The sequence below is a fragment of the Cryobacterium arcticum genome (genome assembly GCF_003185895.1).
GTDB lineage: Bacteria > Actinomycetota > Actinomycetes > Actinomycetales > Microbacteriaceae > Cryobacterium > Cryobacterium arcticum.
This window is the reverse complement of the sequence record NZ_QHLY01000005.1, coordinates 452,549-474,478: the sequence shown is the minus strand read 5'-3', so window position 1 is coordinate 474,478 and position 21,930 is coordinate 452,549. Positions and strand designations below refer to the sequence as shown.

26 protein-coding genes are annotated in these 21,930 nt (G+C 68.2%); 17 read left to right on the top strand and 9 right to left on the bottom strand.

What is annotated here, in order from left to right; all coding sequences use genetic code 11:
* Nucleotides 1–133 precede the first annotated feature (133 nt).
* From CTB96_RS03860 to CTB96_RS03850, 3 genes are all read left to right on the top strand, one after another.
* Nucleotides 134–3,082: an esterase-like activity of phytase family protein gene (locus CTB96_RS03860; RefSeq protein WP_110125924.1), complete on the top strand. Its 2,949-nt coding sequence runs from the start codon at nucleotides 134–136 to the stop codon at nucleotides 3,080–3,082.
* 115 nt (nucleotides 3,083–3,197) lie between these two features.
* Complete coding sequence (locus CTB96_RS03855; RefSeq protein ID WP_248283198.1) at nucleotides 3,198–4,121, top strand: ABC transporter ATP-binding protein; 924 nt, start codon at nucleotides 3,198–3,200, stop codon at nucleotides 4,119–4,121.
* Nucleotide 4,122: 1 nt separating this feature from the next.
* The gene (locus tag CTB96_RS03850; protein WP_110125571.1) at nucleotides 4,123–5,370 is read left to right on the top strand and encodes an ABC transporter permease; all 1,248 of its coding nucleotides are present in this window, start codon (nucleotides 4,123–4,125) and stop codon (nucleotides 5,368–5,370) included.
* 13 nt (nucleotides 5,371–5,383) lie between these two features.
* On the opposite strand, the gene CTB96_RS03845 is transcribed toward CTB96_RS03850, so the two are convergent.
* Nucleotides 5,384–6,304 (bottom strand): 5'-3' exonuclease, encoded by a 921-nt coding sequence (locus CTB96_RS03845; protein ID WP_110125570.1) that lies wholly within the window; start codon nucleotides 6,302–6,304, stop codon nucleotides 5,384–5,386.
* 182 nt (nucleotides 6,305–6,486) lie between these two features.
* On the opposite strand from CTB96_RS03845, the gene CTB96_RS03840 reads away from it, so the two are divergent.
* The 3 genes from CTB96_RS03840 to CTB96_RS03830 all read left to right on the top strand — a co-directional run bounded on the left by CTB96_RS03840 (nucleotide 6,487) and on the right by CTB96_RS03830 (nucleotide 8,696).
* Entirely contained in the window at nucleotides 6,487–6,909 is a 423-nt protein-coding gene (locus tag CTB96_RS03840; RefSeq protein WP_110125569.1) for a hypothetical protein, read from the top strand.
* Between the two features lie 78 nt (nucleotides 6,910–6,987).
* Nucleotides 6,988–7,350 carry a PadR family transcriptional regulator gene (locus CTB96_RS03835; RefSeq protein WP_110125568.1) on the top strand — a complete coding sequence of 121 codons (363 nt, stop codon included), beginning with the start codon at nucleotides 6,988–6,990 and terminating at the stop codon, nucleotides 7,348–7,350.
* Complete coding sequence (locus CTB96_RS03830) at nucleotides 7,350–8,696, top strand: permease prefix domain 1-containing protein (RefSeq protein WP_110125923.1); 1,347 nt, start codon at nucleotides 7,350–7,352, stop codon at nucleotides 8,694–8,696. Before CTB96_RS03835 ends, CTB96_RS03830 begins: the two co-directional genes overlap by 1 nt.
* Nucleotides 8,697–8,718: 22 nt before the next feature.
* Here CTB96_RS03830 and CTB96_RS03825 read toward each other — a convergent pair whose 3' ends face one another.
* From CTB96_RS03825 to CTB96_RS03815, 3 genes are all read right to left on the bottom strand, one after another.
* A complete protein-coding gene (locus tag CTB96_RS03825) occupies nucleotides 8,719–9,474 on the bottom strand; it encodes a GAF and ANTAR domain-containing protein (RefSeq protein WP_110125567.1) in 756 nt (251 codons plus the stop codon).
* A 6-nt stretch (nucleotides 9,475–9,480) separates the two neighbouring features.
* On the bottom strand, nucleotides 9,481–10,080 hold the full coding sequence (locus CTB96_RS03820) for an ANTAR domain-containing protein (RefSeq protein ID WP_181397119.1): 600 nt from the start codon (nucleotides 10,078–10,080) through the stop codon (nucleotides 9,481–9,483).
* A 216-nt stretch (nucleotides 10,081–10,296) separates the two neighbouring features.
* Nucleotides 10,297–11,460: a pyridoxal phosphate-dependent aminotransferase gene (locus CTB96_RS03815; protein WP_110125565.1), complete on the bottom strand. Its 1,164-nt coding sequence runs from the start codon at nucleotides 11,458–11,460 to the stop codon at nucleotides 10,297–10,299.
* 106 nt (nucleotides 11,461–11,566) lie between these two features.
* Here CTB96_RS03815 and CTB96_RS03810 point away from each other — a divergent pair, with 106 nt between their 5' ends.
* From CTB96_RS03810 to CTB96_RS03800, 3 genes are all read left to right on the top strand, one after another.
* Nucleotides 11,567–12,070, top strand: a complete 504-nt coding sequence (locus CTB96_RS03810) for a DUF6328 family protein (RefSeq protein WP_110125564.1) — start codon at nucleotides 11,567–11,569, stop codon at nucleotides 12,068–12,070.
* Between the two features lie 137 nt (nucleotides 12,071–12,207).
* Nucleotides 12,208–13,377, top strand: a complete 1,170-nt coding sequence (locus CTB96_RS03805; RefSeq protein ID WP_110125563.1) for an epoxide hydrolase family protein — start codon at nucleotides 12,208–12,210, stop codon at nucleotides 13,375–13,377.
* 191 nt (nucleotides 13,378–13,568) lie between these two features.
* On the top strand, nucleotides 13,569–14,393 hold the full coding sequence (locus CTB96_RS03800; protein WP_248283197.1) for a cation-transporting ATPase: 825 nt from the start codon (nucleotides 13,569–13,571) through the stop codon (nucleotides 14,391–14,393).
* 22 nt (nucleotides 14,394–14,415) lie between these two features.
* On the opposite strand, the gene CTB96_RS03795 is transcribed toward CTB96_RS03800, so the two are convergent.
* Nucleotides 14,416–14,796: a VOC family protein gene (locus CTB96_RS03795; protein WP_345788769.1), complete on the bottom strand. Its 381-nt coding sequence runs from the start codon at nucleotides 14,794–14,796 to the stop codon at nucleotides 14,416–14,418.
* A gap of 320 nt (nucleotides 14,797–15,116) precedes the next feature.
* Between CTB96_RS03795 and CTB96_RS03790 the strand changes: the two genes are divergently transcribed.
* The 4 genes from CTB96_RS03790 to CTB96_RS03775 all read left to right on the top strand — a co-directional run bounded on the left by CTB96_RS03790 (nucleotide 15,117) and on the right by CTB96_RS03775 (nucleotide 17,914).
* Nucleotides 15,117–15,341 carry a hypothetical protein gene (locus CTB96_RS03790; protein ID WP_110125560.1) on the top strand — a complete coding sequence of 75 codons (225 nt, stop codon included), beginning with the start codon at nucleotides 15,117–15,119 and terminating at the stop codon, nucleotides 15,339–15,341.
* Between the two features lie 108 nt (nucleotides 15,342–15,449).
* Nucleotides 15,450–16,136 (top strand): response regulator transcription factor, encoded by a 687-nt coding sequence (locus tag CTB96_RS03785; protein ID WP_110125559.1) that lies wholly within the window; start codon nucleotides 15,450–15,452, stop codon nucleotides 16,134–16,136.
* Nucleotides 16,133–17,245, top strand: a complete 1,113-nt coding sequence (locus CTB96_RS03780) for a sensor histidine kinase (protein ID WP_219993205.1) — start codon at nucleotides 16,133–16,135, stop codon at nucleotides 17,243–17,245. Before CTB96_RS03785 ends, CTB96_RS03780 begins: the two co-directional genes overlap by 4 nt.
* A 96-nt stretch (nucleotides 17,246–17,341) precedes the next feature.
* Nucleotides 17,342–17,914, top strand: coding sequence for a M15 family metallopeptidase (locus tag CTB96_RS03775; RefSeq protein WP_110125558.1), 573 nt, complete (start codon nucleotides 17,342–17,344; stop codon nucleotides 17,912–17,914).
* Nucleotides 17,915–17,948: 34 nt separating this feature from the next.
* On the opposite strand, the gene CTB96_RS03770 is transcribed toward CTB96_RS03775, so the two are convergent.
* Nucleotides 17,949–18,560 carry an NADPH-dependent F420 reductase gene (locus CTB96_RS03770; RefSeq protein WP_110125557.1) on the bottom strand — a complete coding sequence of 204 codons (612 nt, stop codon included), beginning with the start codon at nucleotides 18,558–18,560 and terminating at the stop codon, nucleotides 17,949–17,951.
* Between the two features lie 194 nt (nucleotides 18,561–18,754).
* Here CTB96_RS03770 and CTB96_RS03765 point away from each other — a divergent pair, with 194 nt between their 5' ends.
* Nucleotides 18,755–19,414 (top strand): TetR/AcrR family transcriptional regulator, encoded by a 660-nt coding sequence (locus tag CTB96_RS03765; RefSeq protein ID WP_110125556.1) that lies wholly within the window; start codon nucleotides 18,755–18,757, stop codon nucleotides 19,412–19,414.
* Between the two features lie 93 nt (nucleotides 19,415–19,507).
* On the opposite strand, the gene CTB96_RS03760 is transcribed toward CTB96_RS03765, so the two are convergent.
* Genes CTB96_RS03760 through CTB96_RS03750 form a run of 3 tightly spaced genes read right to left on the bottom strand, consistent with a single transcriptional unit; the run spans nucleotide 19,508 to nucleotide 20,369 of the window.
* A complete protein-coding gene (locus CTB96_RS03760) occupies nucleotides 19,508–19,768 on the bottom strand; it encodes a GlsB/YeaQ/YmgE family stress response membrane protein (protein WP_110125555.1) in 261 nt (86 codons plus the stop codon).
* A 60-nt stretch (nucleotides 19,769–19,828) separates the two neighbouring features.
* Entirely contained in the window at nucleotides 19,829–19,999 is a 171-nt protein-coding gene (locus CTB96_RS03755) for a CsbD family protein (RefSeq protein ID WP_110125554.1), read from the bottom strand.
* A 43-nt stretch (nucleotides 20,000–20,042) separates the two neighbouring features.
* The gene (locus CTB96_RS03750; protein WP_110125553.1) at nucleotides 20,043–20,369 is read right to left on the bottom strand and encodes a hypothetical protein; all 327 of its coding nucleotides are present in this window, start codon (nucleotides 20,367–20,369) and stop codon (nucleotides 20,043–20,045) included.
* Between the two features lie 155 nt (nucleotides 20,370–20,524).
* On the opposite strand from CTB96_RS03750, the gene CTB96_RS03745 reads away from it, so the two are divergent.
* The 3 genes from CTB96_RS03745 to CTB96_RS03735 are packed head-to-tail and all read left to right on the top strand — an operon-like array spanning nucleotide 20,525 to nucleotide 21,926.
* Nucleotides 20,525–21,052 carry a MarR family winged helix-turn-helix transcriptional regulator gene (locus tag CTB96_RS03745; RefSeq protein ID WP_110125552.1) on the top strand — a complete coding sequence of 176 codons (528 nt, stop codon included), beginning with the start codon at nucleotides 20,525–20,527 and terminating at the stop codon, nucleotides 21,050–21,052.
* Entirely contained in the window at nucleotides 21,049–21,546 is a 498-nt protein-coding gene (locus tag CTB96_RS03740; RefSeq protein ID WP_110125551.1) for a MarR family winged helix-turn-helix transcriptional regulator, read from the top strand. Before CTB96_RS03745 ends, CTB96_RS03740 begins: the two co-directional genes overlap by 4 nt.
* Complete coding sequence (locus tag CTB96_RS03735; RefSeq protein ID WP_110125550.1) at nucleotides 21,546–21,926, top strand: hypothetical protein; 381 nt, start codon at nucleotides 21,546–21,548, stop codon at nucleotides 21,924–21,926. Before CTB96_RS03740 ends, CTB96_RS03735 begins: the two co-directional genes overlap by 1 nt.
* Nucleotides 21,927–21,930: the final 4 nt, after the last annotated feature.

Genomic DNA, 21,930 nt, shown 5'->3' with positions numbered 1-21,930 from the left:
GACCCGTTTGCCTCTCGTACATCTTCCCGTCGCCTCGAGGACCTCCACGGGTCACCTCCATTTTCCCGACCGCCGTCACGCTCGATGGGTGCGTGTGAAGACGTACAGACTCCGTTCGTGACCCGAGGGAACCATGCCACTTTCCAGACCCGCCCGCCGCGCCACCCTGATCGTGGGGGCCGCTCTGATGGCCAGCTGCGTGGTCGTCGCTCCGGCGCTCGCCGCGACGCCGACCCCCACCTCGTCGGCGTTCCACCGCACCGCCACCTACCCCGTGTACCTCAACGCTCCCGCCGGCGTCGACCCGGCCGACACCACCGCAGCCGAGATCTCCGGCGTCACCGACGACGGCAACACCGTGATCTACACGGATGCCCCCGGCAAGCGCATCGGCTTCCTCGACATCACCGACGTGAACAACCCCGTCGGCACCGGCAGCATCTCCCTGGCCGACCTGGGCCACGCCGACGACCAGCCCACCTCCGTGGCCGTGTACGGCGACTACGTGCTCGTGGTGATCGACGAGAGCGGCGGCGACTTCGTCTCGCCCTCTGGACGGCTCGACGTCATCCGCATCAGCGACCGCAGCGTGGTCACCAGCATCGACCTGGGCGGCCAGCCCGACTCCATCGCCATCAGCGCCGACCACGGCTATGCGGCCATCGCGATCGAGAACCAGCGCGACGAAGAATTCACCCCGGACGGCGGCGAAGAGGGCGACCTGCCCCAGCTGCCCGCCGGCTTCGTACAGGTCATCGACCTGAACGACGACCCCACCAGCTGGGTCACCACCCCGGTGCCGTTCGTGGCCGAAGACGGCAGCGCGCTCGAGTCGTTCACGGCCGCCGGCCTCGACTCGCCCACCGACCCCGAACCCGAATACGTGACCATCAACAGCGCCAACCAGCTGGCGGTCACCCTGCAGGAGAACAACGGCATCGTGCTCGTCGACCTGCCCAGCCGGGAGATCACCAAGGTGTTCAGCGCCGGCACCGCCACCGTCACCGGCATCGACACCGAGAAAGACAAGGAGATCGACCTCACCGGCTCGATCACCGACGTTCCCCGCGAACCCGACTCGATCGCCTGGGTCGACGACACCCACCTGGCCACCGCCAACGAAGGCGACTGGAAGGGCGGCACCCGCGGTTGGACCATCTTCGACGCCACCACCGGCGACGTCGCCTGGGACGCCGGCAACACCATCGAGCACCTCGCCGCCGCCAACGGCGTCTACGCCGACAGCCGCGCCGACAAGAAGGGCAGCGAGCCCGAGGGCCTGATGGTCTCCACCATCGACGGCACCCGGTACGGCTTCGTCGCCTCCGAGCGCAGCAACTTCGTGGCCGTGTACGACCTCACCGACCCGGTCAACCCGGTCTTCCGGCAGCTGGTGTTCGCCACCAACGGACCCGAGGGCCTGCTCGCCGTGCCCAGCCGCAACCTGCTCGTCACCTCGAGCGAGACCGACGACGCCAGCGTGGGCGTGCGCGCATCCGTCGCCCTGTTCCAGCTCGGCGACGGCGCGCTCACGGCAGGGCAGCCGAGCATCGTCTCCGATGACGTCGACGGCCTGCCGATCGGCTGGCTCGCGCTCGGCGCGCTCAGCGCCAAGCCCGGTGACACCGAGCACATCTACACCGCGAGCGACTCCGCCCTCTCGCCGAGCACGATCTTCACCGTCGACGTGACCGGCGAGCCCGCCCGCATCGACGACAGCCTGGTCATCACCGAGAACGGCGAACCCGCCGTGTTCGACATCGAAGGCCTGCACGCCCGCGAACAGGGCGGCTTCTGGCTCGCCGCCGAGGGCGCCACCGGCGCGGAGAACATGCTGTACCGCACGGATGCCGCCGGTGCCGTGCAGGAGACCGTGTCACTGCCCACCGAGGTGTCCGACCACATCGCCAAGTGGGGCTTCGAGGGCGTCACCGCGATCACCGACCCGGCCGGCAACGAACAGCTCTACGTGGCCGTGCAGCGCCCGCTCTGGGCCGACCCGGCCGACCCCACCACCACCGTCGACGGTGAGGGCGTCACCCGCATCGGCCGTTACGACGTGACCGCGAAGAGCTGGACCTGGTTCGGCTACCAGCTGGAGGCCGACGCCGGCAACGGCGACTGGATGGGCCTCTCTGAGATCGTCGCGGTGGACGACACCACCCTCGCCGTGATCGAACGCGACAAGCTCAACGGGCCCGCCGCCGCCGTGAAGCGCGTGTACACGGTGACGATTCCCGACACCGACCCGGCCGCGGGCACGCTGCCGATCCTGCCCAAGACGCTCGCCTACGACGTGCTGCCCGACCTTCAGGCCACCAACGGCTGGACCCAGGAGAAGCTCGAGGGCCTCACCATCGGCGCCGACAGCAACGTCTACGCCGTCACCGACAACGACGGGCTGAAGGACGCCACCGGCGAGACGGTATTCCTGAACCTCGGCTCCGCCGCGGATGTCTTCGGCCTCGTAACCCCGACGCCCGAGCCGAGCGAGACCCCGGTTCCGACCGAGACGCCGGTTCCGACCGAGACTCCGGTTCCGACCGAGACCCCGGTCCCGTCGGAGACCCCGGTCCCGACCGCGACCCCGGTTCCCACCGAGACCCCGGTTCCGACGCCGACGCCGACCGCGACCCCGGTGCCCACGCCCACCGCAACGCCGACCCTGGCACCCTCCGGCCCTGGCACGCCATCCGTCGCCCTGGCCGACGCCGACCTGCGCGTCACCGCGGGCAGCGCCGTCACGATCTCCGGTCGTGACTTCGCCGCGAACGCCGAGCTCACGATCACGCTGCACTCAACACCGGTACGGCTCGGCACTGTGACGACGGATGCGGCGGGCGCCTTCAGCACCCCGGTCACCATCCCGGTGGGCACCGAAGCGGGCCAGCACCGCCTCGTGGTCACTGCTGCGAACGGTGACTCCGCCGAGATCGCGTTCACCGTGGTCGCGGCCGACGCCGGCACCGCGGCCCTGGCCAACACCGGAGTCAGCACGGTGGCCCCGATGCTCGGCGGTGCCCTCGCGCTGCTGGCCGCCGGAGCCGGCGCGCTGCTTCTCCGCCGCCGCCAGCGCGCCTAACCCGCAGCGCTCACCGCACAACCTGGAACGAGGTGCCCCGACCGGTCGGGGCACCTCGTTTCGGCGTGCTCGGTGCGCACCTACGCCCGTGAGGCCGCAGCACTAGGGTGTGGGCATGACGCCTGATGAAGAGCCTCTTGTTCATATCGAGCATTTTCGGATGGACTTCGCCAGCACCACTGTGATCGAAGACCTCTCCTTCGATGTGCGGCGTGGCGAGACCTTCGGCTTTCTCGGCTCCAACGGGTCGGGAAAGACCACCACCCTGCGTGCCCTGCTCGGCATCTATCTCCCCAGTGCGGGGGTGCTGCACATCAACGGCCGCCCGTTCACCCCGGAGGCCGGGAGCCGGCTGGGCTACCTGCCCGAAGAACGCGGGCTCTATAAGAAGGAATCCGTGATCGCCGTGATGGCGTACTTCGGGGCGCTCCGAGGGTTGAGCAAGAAGGCAGCAACGGCATGGTCACTCAGCTACCTCGAGCGGGTCGGCCTGGCCGACAAGGCGAAGACCCGGGTCGACAAGCTTTCGGGCGGGCAGCAGCAGAAGGTGCAGCTGGGCGTCACCATCATGAACGACCCCGAGCTGCTGATCCTCGACGAACCCACCAAGGGCTTCGACCCGGTCAACCGGCGCCTGCTGATGGACATCATCGACGAGCAGAAGCGCAACGGCGCCACGGTGCTCATGGTCACCCATCAGATGGAGGAGGTGGAGCGCCTGTGCGACCGGGTGATCCTGCTCAAGAACGGACGGGCCGAGGCTTACGGCACGATCCCCGAGGTGCAGAACCAGTACGGCGGCACCATGATCCGGCTTGGCTACTCCGGCGACATTCCCCTCTCGCCGCATTATGAGGTCAGCACCCATGAGCGCAACTATGCCGAGCTCACCCTCACCGACACCACTGATGAAGCACTCATCCTGCGCGACCTGGTCGACGCCGGCGTGCTCGTGCGGAGCTTCGAGACCAGCAAACTCTCGCTCGACGAAATCTTCGTGAGCGTCTACGGCGAACAGAACGAAATGGCGGCGAACTGAGATGGCCCGGCACAACCTCCGCACGGTCATCGGCTTCGAAGTCGGTCGCACCCTCAGCAAGCGCCGGTTCTGGATCACCACCCTGCTGGTGCCGATCGGCATCGGCGTCGTCATGGCCCTCGTGATCCTGGGCAACCTTTCGGCCGCGAGCACCAGTGACGCCCAGTCCGACGCGGCCATCACCTTCACGTACAGCGACGCATCCGGCTACGTCGATCCGGCCGTGGCCACGAGCATGGGCGGCACCCTGGTCACGGATGATGCGGCGGCGATCGCCGACGTGAAGTCCGGTGCCGAGAAGGCCCACTTCGTCTACCCGGCCGACCCGAGCGCCGCCGCCGTGCAGGTGTACGGGGTCGACAAGGGCCTGTTCGGCAACGGCGAGTACGACGGCGTGGCCACTCAGCTGCTGATCGTGAGTGCAGAGGACCAGATCGGGGATCCCGCCCTGGCGGCGTTGGCACGCGGCGACATCACCGTGACCGCCACCACCTACGCCGACGGCGAGAAAGCTGCCGGCTTCATGGGGGTTATCCCGCCGCTGATCTACGTCGCGGGGTTCTTCCTGGTGTTCACCCTGTTGTCGAACCAGATGCTCACGAGCACGCTGGAGGAGAAGGAGAACCGGGTCACCGAGATGATCCTCACCACCCTCAACCCCACCACCCTGATCACGGGCAAGATCATCTCGCTATTCATCGTGGGGTTCACCCAGGTGCTCGTCTTCCTGGCTCCAGTGCTGATCGCCTACATCTTCTTCCGCGACTCGCTGAACATTCCGGAGTTCGACCTGTCGGCGCTCACCTTCGACCCGGCGCAGATGATCGTGGGCGCCCTGCTGGCCATCGGCGGGTTCGCGCTGTTCACCGGAACGCTGGTGGCCATCGGGGCGGTCATGCCCACTGCGAAAGATGCGGGCAGTCTGTCGGCCGTGCTGATCATCCTGCTGGTGATGCCGCTCTACGCGCTCTCCTCGATCGTCTCGACCCCGCACAGCTTCGTGGTGCAGGTGTTCACCTATTTTCCGTATTCAGCGCCGCTCACCGCGATGCTGCGCAATGCATTCGGCACCCTGAACGGCTGGGAAGCGGCGGTGGTCATCGTCGAACTCTTCCTGCTCAGCGCCGTTGTGCTACAGCTGGCCGTGCGCCTCTTCCGCTACGGGTCGATTCAGTACACCAGTCGGGTGTCGCTCAAGACGGTCTTCGCCCGCTCGCGGGTGGATGTGGACGTGGCGCCGAGCCGGTAGGCCGCCCGCCGCGTCAGGCCAGAGCCGCCAGCGCCTCGCGAGCCCGCTTCATCGACGAGCTGAGCCCCCACTTCTCGGTCAGCCGGTCGAGTTCGGCCACCTGCTCGGGCGTGCTCTGGCGGATGCGGGCGTCGAACGCGGGCAGGTCGAGGTCGCGCACCACGTTGACCACCTTCGGTGCCACCAGGAGGTAATCCGCCGCCGCGAGGATCTTCGCGCGCACCGACGCCGACAGTTTCACGTCGGGGTCCGCCGCCGCGGCGACGATGCCGTCCAGGTCGCCGAACTCGGCCAGCAGGGTGGCCGCGGTCTTCTCGCCCACCCCGGCCACGCCCGGCAAGCCGTCGGAGGCGTCGCCGCGCATCGCCGCGAAGTCGGCGTACTGGGCCGGTGTCACGCCGGTCTTGGTTTCCAGTGCCGCGTCGGTCAGAATCTCCAGCCGGGCCATGCCGCGGCCGGTATAGATCACCCGAACATCCCGGCTGTCGTCCACCAGCTGGAACAAATCCCGGTCGCCGGTGATCACGTCCACCGGGATCTCGGCGGTCGAGGCGAGGGTGCCGATCACATCATCGGCCTCGTGCTCGGCGGCACCCACGATGGGAATGCCGAGCGCGGTGAGCACCTCGCGGATGATCGGCACCTGCGGGCTGAGCAGGTCGGGCACGATCTCGATCGCGGGGTCGGCATCCGTGGGCGCCTCGGCGGCCACCCGGTGGGTCTTGTAGGTCGGAATCAGGTCGACCCGCCATTGCGGCCGCCAGTCGTCGTCCCAGCAGGCCACGATCTCGGTCGGCTGGAACTCGGTGCTGAGCCGGGCGATCATGTCGAGCAGCCCTCGCACGGCGTTGATCGGCATGCCGTTTGGCGCCTGCACAGTGTCGGGCACGCCGTGGAACGCGCGGAAATACATGGCGGCGGTGTCGAGCAGCATCCGGCGTTCAGGTTGAGTGGTCACGGCGGCATCCTGCCACAGTGCACACGGGCGTGGCCAGCCTTTGCGGTCGACCCATTAGTTTTCGTGTGTGATCGGGGTATCGTGCGCGCCAGGCACACACAGTGTGTTCCGCGCTTGGCCTCACGCCACTTCCGGTTTCACCGAGATAAGGAGTCCCCATGACCAGCACCGTGTCCACCGCCCGCCCCGCCACCGTCACCGCGTCGTTCTATCTCTGGCTGATCACCGTCTTGTTCGGTCTGATCGGCGCAGTTCTGCTGTTCACTCTGTCGGGCTCCGCGGAGGTCGCAGGTGCGACCCAGGTGCCCGAGGGTACCGGCACGGCGGTGTTCGTCACCGCCGCGGTGATTGCGATCGTCGTGGCGGTGGTGCAGCTCATCATCGTGTTCCAGATGAACGCGGGCAAGAACTGGGCGCGCATCGTGCTGCTGGTGCTGGCCCTCCTGCAGGTGGTCGGGGTGGTCACGGGTGGCGGAACGGCGAGCTGGGCATCCTGGCTCAGCCTGGCGGCCACGGTCGTTGCCACCGTGCTGATGTTCCTGCCGTCCTCGAACCCGTACTTCGGCCGCACCACCGCCTGACCGAGGGCATCCGCTCGCCTCTCTATACCTAGAGCTGCTATGGTTCATGCATTGCAGCTCTAGGTATAGGAGGCGCCCGTGCGCATCGAGAAAGATCTGGTCGCCGCAGCGGCCACCCCGCTGGTGCTGGGCATCCTGATGGACGGCGACCTCTACGGTTACGCCATCCTCAAGCGGGTGGGGGAGCTCTCCGGCGGCAGCCTGCAGTGGACCGACGGCATGCTCTACCCGCTGCTGCACCGGCTCGAACGGCTCGGCTACGTCACCTCGCTCTGGGGCACCTCAGAGGTTGGCCGACGCCGCAAGCACTACGCCATCACCGACCTGGGCCGTGAACAGCTGGCCGAGCGGCAGGAGCAGTGGATGGTCGTGGCCGACGCCCTGCGCCAGATCTGGCAGGCCGCGCCCCGACCGGTCACCCCGACGGAGGGGTGGGCCTGATGAAACTCGACGCCGACCTCGAAGCCCAGATCGACCGCTGGCGCGGTTACGTGCAACGCCGGCAGGCGATCGCCGCCGCCGACGTGGACGAACTGGAGGACCACCTGCGCGGGCAGATCGACGACCTGCTCGGCACCGGGCTCGACCACGACGAGGCGTTCCTGGTGGCGATCAAACGGCTCGGCAACCTCGACGCCGTCTCACGCGAGTTCGCCCGCGAGCACTCCGACCGGCTGTGGAAACAGCTGGTGCTCGTGCCCGACGACGCCGACACCCGTGCCCCGGCCTGGCGCGAACTCGCCGTGGTGCTCGGCTTCGCCGTGGGCACCGGCATCGCGGTCAAGGTCGGGCTCAGCTGGTCCAACGGCGAGGCAGGCCTCGCCCGCAACATCGGCCTGCTCGTGTTCCCGTTCCTGGCCGGCTACTTCGCCTGGAAGCGCCGGCTCACCGTGCCGGTGCTCGCCACCCTGCTGATCTCGTTCGCCGCGCTCGCCGTGCTGCTCAACGTGTACCCGTTCGCCAGCTTCGGCTCCACCGAAGTGCTTGCCGCCCTGCACGCCCCGATCCTGCTCTGGATGCTGGTGGGCGTCGCCTACGTCGGCGGCCGCTGGCGCTCCGACGCCCGGCGGATGGACTTCGTGCGGTTCACCGGCGAACTCGCCATCTACTACACCCTGCTCGCCCTCGGCGGAGGTGTACTGATCGGGCTCACCGTCGCGGTGCTCCAGGCGGTCGGGGTGGACCCCGGCCCGGTGCTGGCGGAGTGGATCCTGCCATTCGCGGTGCCGGGCGCGCTTGTCGTGGCGGCCTGGCTGGTCGAGGCCAAGCAGAACGTGGTGGAGAACATCGCCCCGGTGCTCACCCGGGTCTTCACCCCGCTGACGATCCTGATGCTGCTGGCCGTACTCGCGGTGCTCGCCACCGCCGGTGGACTCGGCACCGTCGACCGGGAGCTGCTCATCCTGATGAACGCCATCCTCGTGCTGGTGCTCAGCCTGCTGCTCTACTCCATCTCGGCGCGTGACTCGCTCGCCCGGCCCGGCTTCTTCGACGCCCTGCAACTGGTGCTCGTGGTCGTGGCCATCGCCGTGGACGCGGTCATGCTCACCGCGATGCTCACCCGCATCACCGAGTTCGGCTTTAGCCCCAACAAGATCGCCGCGCTCGGCCTCAACCTGTTGCTGTTGGTGCACCTGCTGCGCTCGGCCTGGCTCACCGTCGGGTTCCTCCGCGGCCGGCATCCGTTTGCGGCACTGGAACGCTGGCAGACCCGGTACCTGCCGGTGTACGGCGGTTGGGCCCTGATCGTGGTCGCAGTCTTCCCGCTGGTCTTCGGCTTCGCCTGACGGCCGTGCGCGGGCGGGCCCGCTAGCTGGCCTGGGTCACCAGCGCCTCCGCTGGGATGGTGCGGTTCACCACTCCTTCGGCGGCGGCGCGCAGGGTCGTGTCATGCCCACGGGCGTAGTCACGCAGCGCGGTGAACGCCTCGGTCATGGTGCACGAACGCACCTGTGCCAGCACGCCCTTGGCCTGTTCCACCAGGATCCTGGTGTCCAACGCGAGGTGCAGTTGCGCGGTCACCGCCTCGGGCTGGCGAAAGCTGCGCTCGTGCAGGATGCCGACGGTCGCGACATCCGCCAAGGCCTGGGCGAGCTGGGCGTCGCGGGCGCTGAGGGCGCCAGTCACAGTGCTGAGCAGGTTCATCGCCCCGATGACCTCGCCGTGCAGGCGGAGGGGGGTGGCGTGGGTTGCTCGGAAGCCTTGCTCGAGGGCCGTGCGCCGAAACCGTGGCCAGGCGTCGGCGTCCGCCGCGATGTCCTGCACGCTGACCGTGGCACCGGTGCGATAGCAGTCGATACACGGGCCGGCGCCCGCGGCCACGATCATGATTTCCACGATCTCGGCCTCCTCGCTGGTGGAGGCGACCAGCTCGAGGTCACCAGTGCTGTCGGCGAGGAGGATGCCGCCGGCCTGAACGCCGAGGAGCCGGGTGCAGGTGTTGACGAGCGTGGACAGCAGATCGACGACGTCGTAGCTCTCCACCAAGGTGCCGGCCACCCGCACGAAGGCGTCGTTGATGTTTTCTTCCCGGGTACGGTCGCCCGCGTGGTCGCTGTCGTTCATGTCTACCTACTCCGGAAGCTCTGCGAAATTGAGGCGACGGCTGACGACGTCGTGTGCAATCTCCTGAACGGTGTATCCGCTGGAAAAAGCGTAGGCCCGCAATCGGGATAAAGCATCCGTTGCGCTGATTTCAAGCTGACTGAGAACCATGCCGGTCGCCTGATGGATCTCCCGCCGAGACTCGATCGGCGCCTCTTGGTCGGGAGATTCGTGCTCGGCCAGAATGATCGCCCGCCGGAACGCGGGCCCGGCGATCGCCCGGCAGAGGGATGCGCCCAGGGCGGCGGTCTGGTCATCCAGGGAGCCGGCGCTGGTGCGGTAACAGGTGACCGTGCCGGTGCAAGCGGCACCCAGCATCAGGGGAAACGCGAACAGAGCGCCAACGGTCAGCCCGGCTGTGCCGTGCAGGAAAGCGGGCCACCGATCGCTTACGGCAAGGTCGGGCACAGAGACGAGAGCCGCCGTGGTGGCGGCCTCGATCGACGGGCCTTCGCCCAGATCGAACTGCATCTCGTCGATCCGGAGCGCCGTAGCGTCGGTGGCATGCACGAGCGAGGCCCGCCGGTTCTGGTCGAAAACCGAGATGGCCACCCCGGTGATGGGCATCAGCGCCAGAAGCGGGGCGGTCAGCGATCCGCCCGTCGGGCGAGGTACTCCCGAGATGTCATTCATCAGCGTCACCAGCCGTGTTCGTCGTCACCGCCATGGCGGGCCCGTGTCTTCGGCCCGACTCCATAGTATTTCGTTGCCCAGCGATCCCCCAGGGTAATGGCATGACTCCCCACACGCCGATGCGAACGCCGACGTAGAACGAACCGGCGCTTAGACCGAGGTGGACTCCTGCGCGGGCACGGCCGGTAGCCGGGACAGCGCCGTGAGCAGCGGTTGGCGTTTGCCGGCCGCGCAGAGCCGGATCCAGCCCTCGCCCGCGGCGCCGAACGCCGAACCGGGCGCCACGGCCACCCGCTGGGTCAGCAAGAAGTCCTCCGCCCAGTGCGCAACGTTCCCATTGGAGCAGTAGGAGACGTTAACCCAGAGGTAGAACGCGCCGTCGGGACGGTAGTACTCGATGCCCCGGGCGTCGAGGGCGGCGCCGGCAGCGGCGAGGTTGCCGCGGTAGTGCTCGCGCGCTTCGGCGATCGCAGACTGGTCGCCCTCGATGGCCGCGACGGCGGCGAGCTGCGCGGGCGTGTTCACACAGCTGACGATGGCCTCCTGCGCCGCCCGGAAGGTGATGGCCACGCCGGGCGGGGTGACGAGGTAGCCGATCCGGCCACCGGTGAGACCATAGGTCTTCGACAGCGAGTAGACACTGAACACCCGGTCACTGGTGTCCAGACTCGACACGCTCGTGTAGCCGCCCTCGAAGGTGAAGTACTCGTAGACCTCGTCGCTGATCACCCAGAGGTCGTGCCGGGTGGCGAAATCGAGCAGCTCGCGCAGCACCCCCGGCCCATAGACCACGCCGAGCGGGTTGGACGGGCTGTTGATCAGCAGCACCCGGGTGCGCGGGCTGATCAGCCGCTCGAGGTCGTCGATCGCCGGGATGAAGGCACGATCGGCCGACAGCCGGTAGGGCACCGGCACGGCGCCGACGAGCCGCGACGCCATCGCGAAGGTGGCATAACCGGGGTCGGGAATCAGAACCTCGTCGCCGGCATCCAGCGTGAGGAGCATTGCCATGTGCAGGGCTTGCGCACCGCCGGCGGTGATGTGCACCTGGTCTTCGTCGACCGCATAGTTGTTGAACTCGGCGAGCTTGGTCACGATCGCGAAGCGCAGCAGCAGCAGGCCGCTGTTGGGCGTGTAGTTGGTGGCGTCGTTCTGCCACGCCTTCGCGCCCGCCTCGAGAATATGCGGCGCCACCCGGGCCTCCGGCTCGCCCACGCTGAGCTGGATCACATCCGGCAGGGCGGCGGCGAGCTCGAAGATACGACGGATGCCCGACCCCGGGATGGACCGCGCCGTGGACGATATCTGGGGCATGACGACTCCAAGCTCTGGCCGGGGCAACTGGGGTGGCGGAACGCATCCGCGAGGGCCACTGTTATTGTCTCAAAGTCGACAAGCGCCGCTCACGAAAGGTCCAGCGATGTCCCACTCTGAATCCCGCCCTCCGGAGGAGCCCGACGCGGCGCACGACGGCCGGGACGAAACCGTCACCGAACGGCTGGACCGCAACTGGAACGAGCTGCTGCAGGAGGTGCGCGTGATCCAGACCGGCACGCAGATCCTCACTGGCTTCCTGCTCGCCGCGGTGTTCCAGTCCCGGTTCGACGAACTCGACGCCTTCCAGGTCGACACCTACCTCGTGCTCGTCGTCACGTCCATCGTCACCACCCTGGTCGGGCTCGCGCCGGTGAGCCTGCATCGGGTGCTGTTTCGCAAACGGGCCAAAGAGACCATCGTGCGCTACACCGACTACTTCGTGCAGGCCACCCTCGCCGGAGTGGCTCTCACCGTCGCCGGTATCGGCCTGCTGATCTTCGACCTGGTGCTCGGCCGGGTCTGGGGCATCGCCTTCGCCGTGTTCATCTTCCTGGTGGTGGTGGTGATCTGGATCGTGGTGCCGCGGCGCATCCGCCACACCATCTAGATCACCGCCGGCCGACGCGTGGGTGACGCCGACTTGCCCCGATGCGGACGAGTTGCCCCGGTGTGAAGGGGCAACTCGTCCGCAGGAGGGCAACTCGCGGCCGGGCCGCGTGCACCGCCCGCAGTATGGTGGCACGCATGCCGAACGCTGAGCTTCACCCCGAACCGTTCACCGCGAAGACCGACCCGGCGGCGCTGGCGGACCTGCGCGCCCGTCTGCGCGCCACCCGGTGGCCGGATGCGCCGGACGACGCCGGTTGGACCCTCGGCACCGACCTTGACTACCTGCGGCAACTCGTCGAGTACTGGGCCGAAGAGTTCGACTGGCCCGCCCAGGAGGCCCGGCTGAACGAGCTGCCCCGGTTTCGCGCCCAGGTCGGAGGCCGCGGCATCCACTTCGTCCACGCCCGCGCGGTTACACCGACCGGTCCCGTGCTGCCGCTGGTGCTCAGCCACGGTTGGCCGGACTCGTTCTGGCGGTACGCCAAGGTGATCGGGTTGCTCACCGACCCCGGCGCGCACGGCGCCGACCCGGCGGACGCGTTCGACGTGGTCGTGCCCGACCTGCCGGGGTTCGGCGACTCCGAGATTCCCACCGGGCCGGCGCCGAACTCGATCGAGGTCGCCGGACTCTGGGCCGAGCTGATGGACGGGCTCGGCTATGCCCGGTACGGCGCCGCGGGCGGAGACATCGGCAGTCACGTGAGCCGCTACCTCGCCCTCGACCACCCCGACCGGGTGGCGGCCGTGCACCGCACCGATGCCGGCCTGGCCGTGTTCAACGGCAACCCGGCCGACCTCACCCCGGAGGAGCGCGACTGGTTGCAGGGCGGCGCGGCCTGGGGCGCGGCCGAGGGAGCATACGCGGCCATGCATCGCACCAAGCCGCAGACCGCCGCCTTCGGCCTCACCGATTCCCCGGCCGGCCTCGCCGCGTGGATCGTGGAGAAGCTCCGGGTCTGGAGCGACTGCGCCGGCGACCTCGAGAGCGTGTTCAGCCGAGACGAGATCCTCACCAACCTCACCATCTACTGGCTCACCGGCACCATCGGGTCGTCGATGCGGATGTACAACGCCAACGCTGCCATCCCGCCCGCGCAGCTCGCCCGCCGGGTGGAGGTGCCGTCGGGGTTCGCAATCTTCCCCGGCGACCTGGTGCGCCCGCCGCGCGCCTGGCTGGAACGCACCGCCAATGTGGTGCGGGCCACTGAGCCCGCGCGCGGCGGGCACTTCGCGGCGTTCGAGCAGCCGGAGCTGTATGCCCACGAGCTGCGCGAGTTCTTCCGCCCGTACCGGGGCGCGCGCTGATGCATCCTGGCCCCGTGCCGAGTTGCCCGGGTGCGGACGAGTTGCCCCGGTGCGACGGGGCAACTCGTCCGCAGTAGGGCAAGTCGCCGGCGGAGCGGGCTCGGAGGGTTTGCACAGGTGGAGTCCGGAAAACTGGGGACTCGTCAACTTTTGAGGGGCCTCCTGTGAGCAACTTCCAGCGCATTCTGAACATGGCATCAAAAGCCCTCGGCACCTCGGGGCAGTCGGCAAACGGCTCCGGCAATGCGGACTGGCGCGAGGTCGTGCGGGCCGCCGCCGACAAGGTCACCGGCGACTCCCGGCCAACCGGCGCCCCTGCACCCACGGCCGCCGCGACCCGGCCGGCCGCCGCGGCCCGTCAGCCGGCCGCTGACCGTCCGGCCGCCGCGCGCCCCGCCAACCCCGACGACGCCGCTGCGATCGCCCGGTATGACTACCTGCTCAAGACCGCGCAGCCGGAACAGCTGGAACAGGTGCACCGCGACGCCTTCGCCCGGCTGACCCCGGCGCAGCGTGAGCAGGTCAATGCCCAGCTGCGCGCGGAACTGCCGCCCACCGAGTACCCGGCGTCCGCCGAGCCCGCCGACCTCGCCCGCGCCGCCGCCCGCGGTGAGGCGCAGAAGCCCGGCTTCCTGCGCGGTCTGTTCGCCAAGTCCGGCGGCCGCGGTGGTGCCGGTGTGCTCGCCGGTGCCGGCGTGGGTGCGGCCGGCGGGCTGCTCGCCGCGGTGGCCGGCGGAGCCGTGCTCAGCAGTGTGGCCGCACCGATCCTCGAGCAGGCTGCCGGGCTCGGCGTGGACTTCGAGAGCCTCGCCGGCGACCTCACCGCCGGCGCGGAGGACTACGCCGGCGGCCTGGGCGACCTGGCCACGGGCGCCGAGGACTACGTCGGCGGAGTCGGCGACCAGGTCACCGAACTGGGTTCCTCCTTCGACACCTCGGGGCTCGCCGATGCCGCCGCCAACTTCGAGATCCCGGGCCTGTCCGACCTCGGCCGGTTCTTCGGCCGCGAGAACTAGGCCGAACGAGAGCGCTGCCGGCCTAGAAATACGGTCGGGTGATCAACTCCAGCCCGTGCCCGGCGGGGTCCTTGAAATAGACCCCGCGCCCGCCGTGCTCGGTGTTGGTCTCGCCGGTGCGCGTCATCTGCGGATCGGCCCAGTGCTCGACGTCGTGCTGGACCAGCCAGGCGTAGGCGCGATCGAAGTGGGCGTCGTCCACCAGAAAGGCGTAGTGCTGCATCTGGATCTGCACGGGCGGGGCAGCGAACTGCAGCATCACTCCTCCGGCGAGGCTGATGTTGGTGAACGGACCCCAGCTCGGCGCCGGGCTGGCTTCGAGCAGCTCGGTGTAGAACCGGGCGGAGTCGGCCCCGTCGAGCGAGGCGATAATGGTGTGGTTGAACGTGGCGGGCATAGCCATCCTCTGTTTCCTTCGTGATCGTGGTTGTGGTGGGTGAATATCACGATCGAAGGGAGGGCCGCGGGCGTGCCGGCGGGTCAGTCGGCGGCCGGGTAGCCGATCCGTGCGTGGCCAAGGGCCGATCCGGTCTTCATAGGCCGATCCTATGTGGCGCCGCGCACCGACGACAAGGTTGCCCGGGCACGAATCCGGCTCGGTAACAGCCGCCCGCCTCGGCCCACAAGTCGTCTCTTCCGCCGACTAGCCACGCTCGCGAATTGCCCGCAGGGTTAGAGCGTCGCCGCTACAGCGCAGATGCGACCGAAATTCGAGGTACTCCGATGGTGATTGAACGCAAATTCCTGGTCGCGAACGTGGCCCTGTCCGTCTCGGCACTGGCCCTGCTCGTCGCGACCGGTCTTCTGGTCACCAGCCTGGTGATCGGCGCGGGCACGACGGCCGGCGAGCGACTGTCACAGACCGGAACCGGACTGACCATCGCGTTCGTGGTGATCGTGGCCGTCCTGACCACGTGGACCATCCGTCTGCGCCGCATCGCCGACTAGACCAGACCGGCGAGGCTCGAGCCGTTGCCCTGACCCGGGCGACCCGGCGGCTGTCATCGTGACCTGCGGCATACGCCCACGATAACCACGCCTGCCTACGATGGGGACATGCGCGTACTCATCGTCGAAGACGAGCTCTACCTGGCCGAAGCCATCCGGGACGGCCTGCGGCTCGAGGCCATCGCGGCGGACATCGCCGGCGACGGTGACACCGCGCTCGAGAGCCTGGCCGTGAACGAGTACGACGCGGTGATCCTCGACCGGGACATCCCCGGCACCCACGGCGACGACGTCGCCCGGTGGATCATCGCCGCGGGCCTGCCCTGCCGCATCCTCATGCTCACCGCCGCCGACCTGCTCGACGAAAAAGTGCGCGGGTTCGAGATCGGCGCTGACGACTACGTCACCAAACCGTTCGAACTCCGCGAACTCGTCGTGCGGCTGCGCGCTCTCGGCCGGCGCCCCGCCGAGGGCGCCCCGCCGGTGCTGGAGCACGCCGGCCTCAGGCTCGACCCGTTTAGGCGGGAGGTGTACCGCGAGGGGCGGTACGTCGCCCTCACCCGCAAACAGTTCGCCGTGCTCGAGGTGCTACTCACGGCCCGCGGCGGCGTGGTCAGCGCCGAGACCCTGCTCGAGCGGGCCTGGGACGAGAACGCCGACCCGTTCACCAACGCCGTGCGCATCACCATCTCGTCGCTGCGCAAACGGCTCGGCGACCCCTGGGTCATCCACACCGTCGCCGGGGTGGGCTACCGGCTGGATGTGGCGGCCGACGCTGCCGCGAGCCGCGCGTGAGCGCCCGGCTCCGGCTCACCCTGAGCTACGCGGGCTTCCTGCTCGTGGCGGGCGTCGCGCTGATGGCGCTGGTCTTCTACATTCTTCGCTTCGTGCCGGAGGGCAACATCAGCGGCGACGGGCCTTTCCTGCCCGATCGCAGCGATCTGCTCGACGCTCTCTGGCCGCGCACCTGGCAAGTGTTGCTGGTGCTCGCGGTGATCGGATTCGGCGGCGGCTGGGTGCTGGCGGGCCGGATGCTCCGCCCGTTGCGAAAGATCAACGGGGTCGCCCGCCGCGTCGCGGCCGGGTCACTCGACGAGCGCGTGCGCCTCGCCGGCCCGCACGACGAATTCCGCGAACTCGCCGACACCTTCGACACGATGCTCGACCGGCTGCAGGGCTCGTTCGACGAACAGCGCCGATTTGCTGCGAATGCCGCGCATGAACTCCGCACTCCCTACGCGATCGAACGCTCCATGCTCGACGTGGCGCTGGCCGATCCCGCGGCCCAGGACATCGACCGTCTGCTGCGCCGGCTGGATGAAACCAACCGACGGGGCATCGAGGTGGTGGAGGCGCTCCTCGCCCTGGCCACGATCGACGCCGGGCACGTGATCGAGCGCACCCCGCTGGACGTGGCCGAAACCGTGGCCGAGGTGCTCCGCGACCTCCGCCCCCTGGCTGACGAGGCCGGAGTCGCGATCAGCAGCGTTCTGGGGGAGGGCGACATCGACGCCAGCGGCACCCTGGTGCGCCAAATGGTGGCCAACCTGCTGCTCAACGGCATCCGCCATAACACCGTCCCGGCCGGCTGGGTCACCGTGCACACCGAGACGGTGGCGCACGGCGCGGTGCAGCTCACGGTCGCCAATTCCGGACCGGTCGTCTCCGCCGAGCTGCTCGCCCGGCTCACCGAGCCCTTCGTTCGCGGTGTCGGCCGGGTCGGCACCCGCTCGGGCGGGCCGGGCGGTGCGCCGGTGGGCAGCGGCCTCGGCCTCGCCCTCGTCGCCCGGGTCGCCGACGTGCACGGCGCGGCGCTCAGCATCGCGGCGCGTCCGTCCGGCGGCCTCATCGTCACGGTGCGCTTTCCCGCCCCCGGCACAGTGGCTCCCGCCGCCGGGCGGTGACGCCGAGGTATCGGGAGCGTATGCGTTTTTCTCAACGCTCCGGCAACGGCGTCCTTGCTGAACTGGACTCTTCCACTCAGTAAGAAGGAGACGCCCATGTCGAAGAAGAGAACTGCCGTGATCCTCGGCATCGTGCTGGTCGGCGTTGTGGCGGCGGGAGCGACAACCCCGGCCGCACTACCGCGCGAGAACGCCGTCGCCGGCGGGCTGTGGACCGCCGACGACACCCTCGGCGAGGCCGATGGCCTCATCGAGGAGGGGGAGGCGGTCTCGCCATTCGCCGACGACCTGCCCGCCATCGCCAATCTCGACCCCGAGCTGCGGTCGGCCATGCAGAACGCCGCCCGCGCCGCCATCGACGACGGCATTGAGTTCGTGGTGACCAGCGGCTGGCGCAGCGCCGCCTACCAGCAATCGCTGCTCGACGCCGCCGTGATCGAATACGGCAGCGCGGAGGCGGCCGGCGAGTTTGTGCTCTCGCCGGAGGAGTCGGAGCACGTCACCGGAGACGCCGTCGATATCGGCCGCACGGATGCCGACAGCTGGCTCAGTCAGCACGGCGCCGCCTATGGGCTCTGCCAGATCTACGCCAACGAGATGTGGCACTTCGAACTCGCCACTTCTCCGGGCGGCGACTGCCCGGCTCAGCTCAGCCATGCCGGCGGCTGACCGCCGACCGCCGACCACATGGCCGCTCGAATGGTTACTTGGCTCCCAGCGCGGCGCCGAAGCCAGCGCCGTTGCGGGCCAGGCCCATGAGGAGAATGCCGGCCCATTCCAGCGCGTGTGTCGACTCCAGCCCGCCGGTGTCCAGGGGCCGCATGTCCAAGGTCTCCAAGAACTTCGCGACCTGCGTTCGAGCTGCGGGATCGCCTCCGGCGAAGAACACGTCCAACGGCTGGTCGACGACCAGCACGTTGCGGAACACAGTGTTGAATGCCTTCATGACCTGGGTGCTCTCGGGGGCGACGGCAGCGATCTGCTGCGTGATCGAGTTGCCTGGCGTGGTGACGACTCCACTCGCATCCTCGTTGAACGGATTGGTGGTCTCGATGAGGATCTTGCCCGCCAGGGCATCGCCGTAGTGCGTGACGATGTCGACTGCTCCGGCGGACAACACGGCGAGAAAGACGATGTCACCGACCGGCTTCGCCCCGTACTCGCCGACCGTGGCGGCTGCGCCGATTTGATCCGCAGCGGCCCGCGCCTTGCTGGAGTCGCGGCTCATGATTTCGACCGAGTGGCCGTGTGCGGCTGCCCGGGCCCCGATGGCTGTGGCCATGTTGCCGGCGCCGATGATGCTGATGCTTGTCATGATGTGTGTGCCTCGTTAGGTGGATGAGCGGAGTCGGAGCCGTAATATGAGGCACCCCTCCGATGAGGATGACAACCTGAGGGGCACCTCCTCTTATTCCCGGTGCAGTGAAAAAATCTTCAATCTGGGTCTCACGCAACGGGGCGGTGTTATCGAAACGGAGGCGGTCCTCACTTTTGGGATATACTGGCCGAGTGACCAGTGACACCGAGCGCTCGCGAGTGCCCAAACGCCGAGACTCCATCGAGAGCCACGCTCGGCTCATCGCTGCGGCTCAGCGGGAGTTCGCGGTTCACGGCGTGAACGCTTCATTGGAGGCGATCGCGCGTGATGCCGGAGTGGCCATCGGAACCCTGTACCGTCACTTCCCCACCCGGATGGACCTGCTCATTGCGGCCTTCGAACCGCGTTTCCAGGAGTTCCTCGACGGGGCTAGTTCGGCATTGGAGATTGAGGACCCGTGGGCCAGGTTGGTCGCCTACCTCGAGAATCTCTTCCGCGTGCAGGCGGGAGATCGGGGCTTCAACGACTTCCTCTCGCGTCGTTTCCCGAGCAATGCGGAGACCGAACGTATCCACGACCAGATGTGTGAGCAGATCGACACCGTGCTCGCCCAGGCGCAACAATCAGGCCAGGCGCGCCCAGATATTGCCCTGGCCGATATCGTCAACCTCATCTGGTCCAACGGCCGAATGATGGACGCGACAGGTACCACCGCGCCCAACGAGTGGCGACGCCACCTGTACCTCATGCTCGATGCCTACCGCGCAGAGCGGGCGCATCCCATTCCGGAACCTCCGATGACGCAGGAGCAGCTCTACAACGCCATGGTGCATCTCGGCAAAGCGTACTGACGGCCGCGGACTGAACCGGCCCCGGGCACAGAAAAAGGCACCGACCCCCGCGGGGGTCGGTGCCTTATTGGTGCGGCTGGTATCTGCCGGTGCCTAGCGGCGGCGGCCGGTGACCGCGCCGTAGATCACGAGCACGATGAGCGAGCCACCAATGGCCAGGGCCCAGGTGGAGAGCGAGAAGAAGTCGTTGATGCCGACGTTGAAGATCAGCCCGCCGAGGAAACCACCGACGACGGCGCCGACGACACCGAGGAGCAGGGTGATCAGCCAGCCGCCGCCGTTCTTGCCGGGGAGGATCAGCTTGGCGATGGCGCCGGCGAGGAGGCCGAGGAGGAGGAATCCGAAGAAGCCCATGTGTGTGTCTGCTTTCTGCTGGTGGTACGGGTGAAGGGGTGGTGCGGGGGTGCGGATGGACTACTTGAAGATGTCCTTGATGTTCTCGCCGGCCTTCTTCGCCGACGCCTTGTCCTGGTCGTTCTGGCCTTCGGCCTTCTTGTCTTCGTCGCCGGTCAGGTTGCCCACGGCTTCCTTGGCCTTACCGGCCAGGTCTTCGGCGGCGTTCTTGATCTTGTCTGATGCGCTCATGCGGTGCTCCTTAGCTATGGGTGGGGAGGAACGATCGGGTGGGTCAGGCGGCGAGGCTGCCGCGCAGGTAGGTGGGGCGTGGCGCCCGGCCGAGGAAGGCGCGGGTCGCGGCGAGGTTGAACGTGGCACGCGTGACCGAGAGGGGCGAGGCCAGGTGCTGCGCCAGCGCGGCCTGCGCGGCCGGGATGCTGGTGCATTCCGCGATCGCGGTGCCGGTGCTGCTGCGCACGCTGAAGTGCCCGGCGACGAACTCGACCATGCCGGCGTAGTCGCCGTTCTCGGTGGCGACCCAGAGGTTGGTGGCGGGGCTGGTCCAGTCGATTTCGGTCGCCCGAATATCCCTGTCCGTGCGGGAGCCGAAAACCGTCATCACTTTCCCCTTTAGCTAGTTGGTCTATTAGTTCGTCTGTCTAGTAATAAACGTACATGAATCAAAACGGAATGCACAAATCCCCGGGATTCCGCAGGCTGGGAGGGTCCTTAGTTCTCTTCGCAACGTCTTGTTAGAGGAACTAGTATTTGTGGATGGCATATTCGGTGCAGAACGCGGACACGCATTACTGGTACTCCGACGACGCCCAGCGCGAGCGCAGCGTCGCCGTTCTCGAGGCGATGCGCACCTACGGGGCGGCGGAATCCGCCATGCGCAGCCGCACCCAGAGGTCGATGGGCCTCGGGGAAAACGACCTTCTCGCCCTGCGTTACCTGCTCACCGCCAAGCAGGATGGCCGCAGCATCGGCCCCAAGGAATTGACCGCATATCTGGGCATCTCCAGTGCGTCGACGACCGTGCTGATCGACCGTCTGGAGCGGTCTGGCCAGGTGCGACGTGAGCACAGCCCGTTCGACCGGCGCGCGCTGATCCTGGTGCCGACCGCCACCACCGACGAGGAGATCCAGGCCGCGCTGGGCGATGTACCGGCTCGCATGGTGGAGGTTGCGAACCGTCTGGATCCCGCCCAGGCCAAGGTCGTTGTCGAGTTTCTGCAGAACATGCGCGCCGCCGTCGACGAGATCGACGCGCACGTGCCTGCCTCGACGCCGACTCGATGACGACAGACGGAGCACCCGAGCTGATCCTGTCGTCGACTGCCGACCAGGTCATCGCAACCCTGTTGGAGTACCGGCTCGCCGAGGAGGCCATGCGCAGGCGCACGCGTGACTCGATGCGGATGGGCACGACCGACCTGCAGGCGCTTCGGTTTCTCATCAAGGCCCAGGGCGAGAACCGGATCGTCTCCGGCCGCGACGTGGCCGACCATTTGGGCATGACCTCGGCATCCGTCACTGCCTTGCTCGACCGACTGACCAAGAGCGGGCACGTGAAGCGCACGCCGCATCCCACCAATCGGCGCAGCAACATGGTCACCGCCACCCCGGGCTCCGACGACGAGGTGCGGCAGACCCTCGGCGCGATGCACGCGCGCATGATCGAAACGACCCGGGCGCTCAGCCCCGTTGATGCCGACGTCATCCGGCACTTCCTGGAATCGATGACCGCCGCCGTCGACAGCATCGATGCGGCTCCCGCCAGCGACGCGCGCTGATGCTGCCCGCCGACTGGATCGAACACCGTCGGGACGACCGTGAGCCGCTGGGCTGGATCGTGCCGGAGGGCGAGGGTTTTCGCCCGGTCGACCGCCTCGGCCGGTGGGTGACCACCGCCCCGGTGGACTGGCTGGAGGCTGAGGAGATCCTCGAGGCTCTGGGGATCGGTTTTCTGGCCGATCGGTATCTGCTGCGCCTGCCCGACGGCACCGAGCGACCGGTGCGCATCAGCGAGGCGAGCCCCGACGGAGTGACCGTGGTCGCCGATGAGTACGGCGCGGCCTCCGCGGTCGGCGCCAACAGTGACCGTTACCGCCTGCCTTTTCCGGCGCCGGCCGACCTGCGCGCCGAGACCCGCACCGATCGCTTGCCGTACTGAAGGG

Bases quoted from the DNA above. Each gene is read 5' to 3' on its own strand.
- CTB96_RS03860 (WP_110125924.1), top strand. From the start codon at position 134: ATGCCACTTTCCAGACCCGCCCGCCGCGCCACCCTGATCGTGGGGGCC.
- CTB96_RS03855 (WP_248283198.1), top strand. From the start codon at position 3,198: ATGACGCCTGATGAAGAGCCTCTTGTTCATATCGAGCATTTTCGGATG.
- CTB96_RS03850 (WP_110125571.1), top strand. From the start codon at position 4,123: ATGGCCCGGCACAACCTCCGCACGGTCATCGGCTTCGAAGTCGGTCGC.
- CTB96_RS03845 (WP_110125570.1), bottom strand. From the start codon at position 6,304: ATGCTGCTCGACACCGCCGCCATGTATTTCCGCGCGTTCCACGGCGTG.
- CTB96_RS03840 (WP_110125569.1), top strand. From the start codon at position 6,487: ATGACCAGCACCGTGTCCACCGCCCGCCCCGCCACCGTCACCGCGTCG.
- CTB96_RS03830 (WP_110125923.1), top strand. From the start codon at position 7,350: ATGAAACTCGACGCCGACCTCGAAGCCCAGATCGACCGCTGGCGCGGT.
- CTB96_RS03825 (WP_110125567.1), bottom strand. From the start codon at position 9,474: ATGAACGACAGCGACCACGCGGGCGACCGTACCCGGGAAGAAAACATC.
- CTB96_RS03820 (WP_181397119.1), bottom strand. From the start codon at position 10,080: ATGCCCATCACCGGGGTGGCCATCTCGGTTTTCGACCAGAACCGGCGG.
- CTB96_RS03815 (WP_110125565.1), bottom strand. From the start codon at position 11,460: ATGCCCCAGATATCGTCCACGGCGCGGTCCATCCCGGGGTCGGGCATC.
- CTB96_RS03810 (WP_110125564.1), top strand. From the start codon at position 11,567: ATGTCCCACTCTGAATCCCGCCCTCCGGAGGAGCCCGACGCGGCGCAC.
- CTB96_RS03805 (WP_110125563.1), top strand. From the start codon at position 12,208: ATGCCGAACGCTGAGCTTCACCCCGAACCGTTCACCGCGAAGACCGAC.
- CTB96_RS03800 (WP_248283197.1), top strand. From the start codon at position 13,569: ATGGCATCAAAAGCCCTCGGCACCTCGGGGCAGTCGGCAAACGGCTCC.
- CTB96_RS03795 (WP_345788769.1), bottom strand. From the start codon at position 14,796: ATGGCTATGCCCGCCACGTTCAACCACACCATTATCGCCTCGCTCGAC.
- CTB96_RS03790 (WP_110125560.1), top strand. From the start codon at position 15,117: ATGGTGATTGAACGCAAATTCCTGGTCGCGAACGTGGCCCTGTCCGTC.
- CTB96_RS03785 (WP_110125559.1), top strand. From the start codon at position 15,450: ATGCGCGTACTCATCGTCGAAGACGAGCTCTACCTGGCCGAAGCCATC.
- CTB96_RS03775 (WP_110125558.1), top strand. From the start codon at position 17,342: ATGTCGAAGAAGAGAACTGCCGTGATCCTCGGCATCGTGCTGGTCGGC.
- CTB96_RS03770 (WP_110125557.1), bottom strand. From the start codon at position 18,560: ATGACAAGCATCAGCATCATCGGCGCCGGCAACATGGCCACAGCCATC.
- CTB96_RS03760 (WP_110125555.1), bottom strand. From the start codon at position 19,768: ATGGGCTTCTTCGGATTCCTCCTCCTCGGCCTCCTCGCCGGCGCCATC.
- CTB96_RS03755 (WP_110125554.1), bottom strand. From the start codon at position 19,999: ATGAGCGCATCAGACAAGATCAAGAACGCCGCCGAAGACCTGGCCGGT.
- CTB96_RS03750 (WP_110125553.1), bottom strand. From the start codon at position 20,369: ATGACGGTTTTCGGCTCCCGCACGGACAGGGATATTCGGGCGACCGAA.
- CTB96_RS03745 (WP_110125552.1), top strand. From the start codon at position 20,525: ATGGCATATTCGGTGCAGAACGCGGACACGCATTACTGGTACTCCGAC.
- CTB96_RS03740 (WP_110125551.1), top strand. From the start codon at position 21,049: ATGACGACAGACGGAGCACCCGAGCTGATCCTGTCGTCGACTGCCGAC.
- CTB96_RS03735 (WP_110125550.1), top strand. From the start codon at position 21,546: ATGCTGCCCGCCGACTGGATCGAACACCGTCGGGACGACCGTGAGCCG.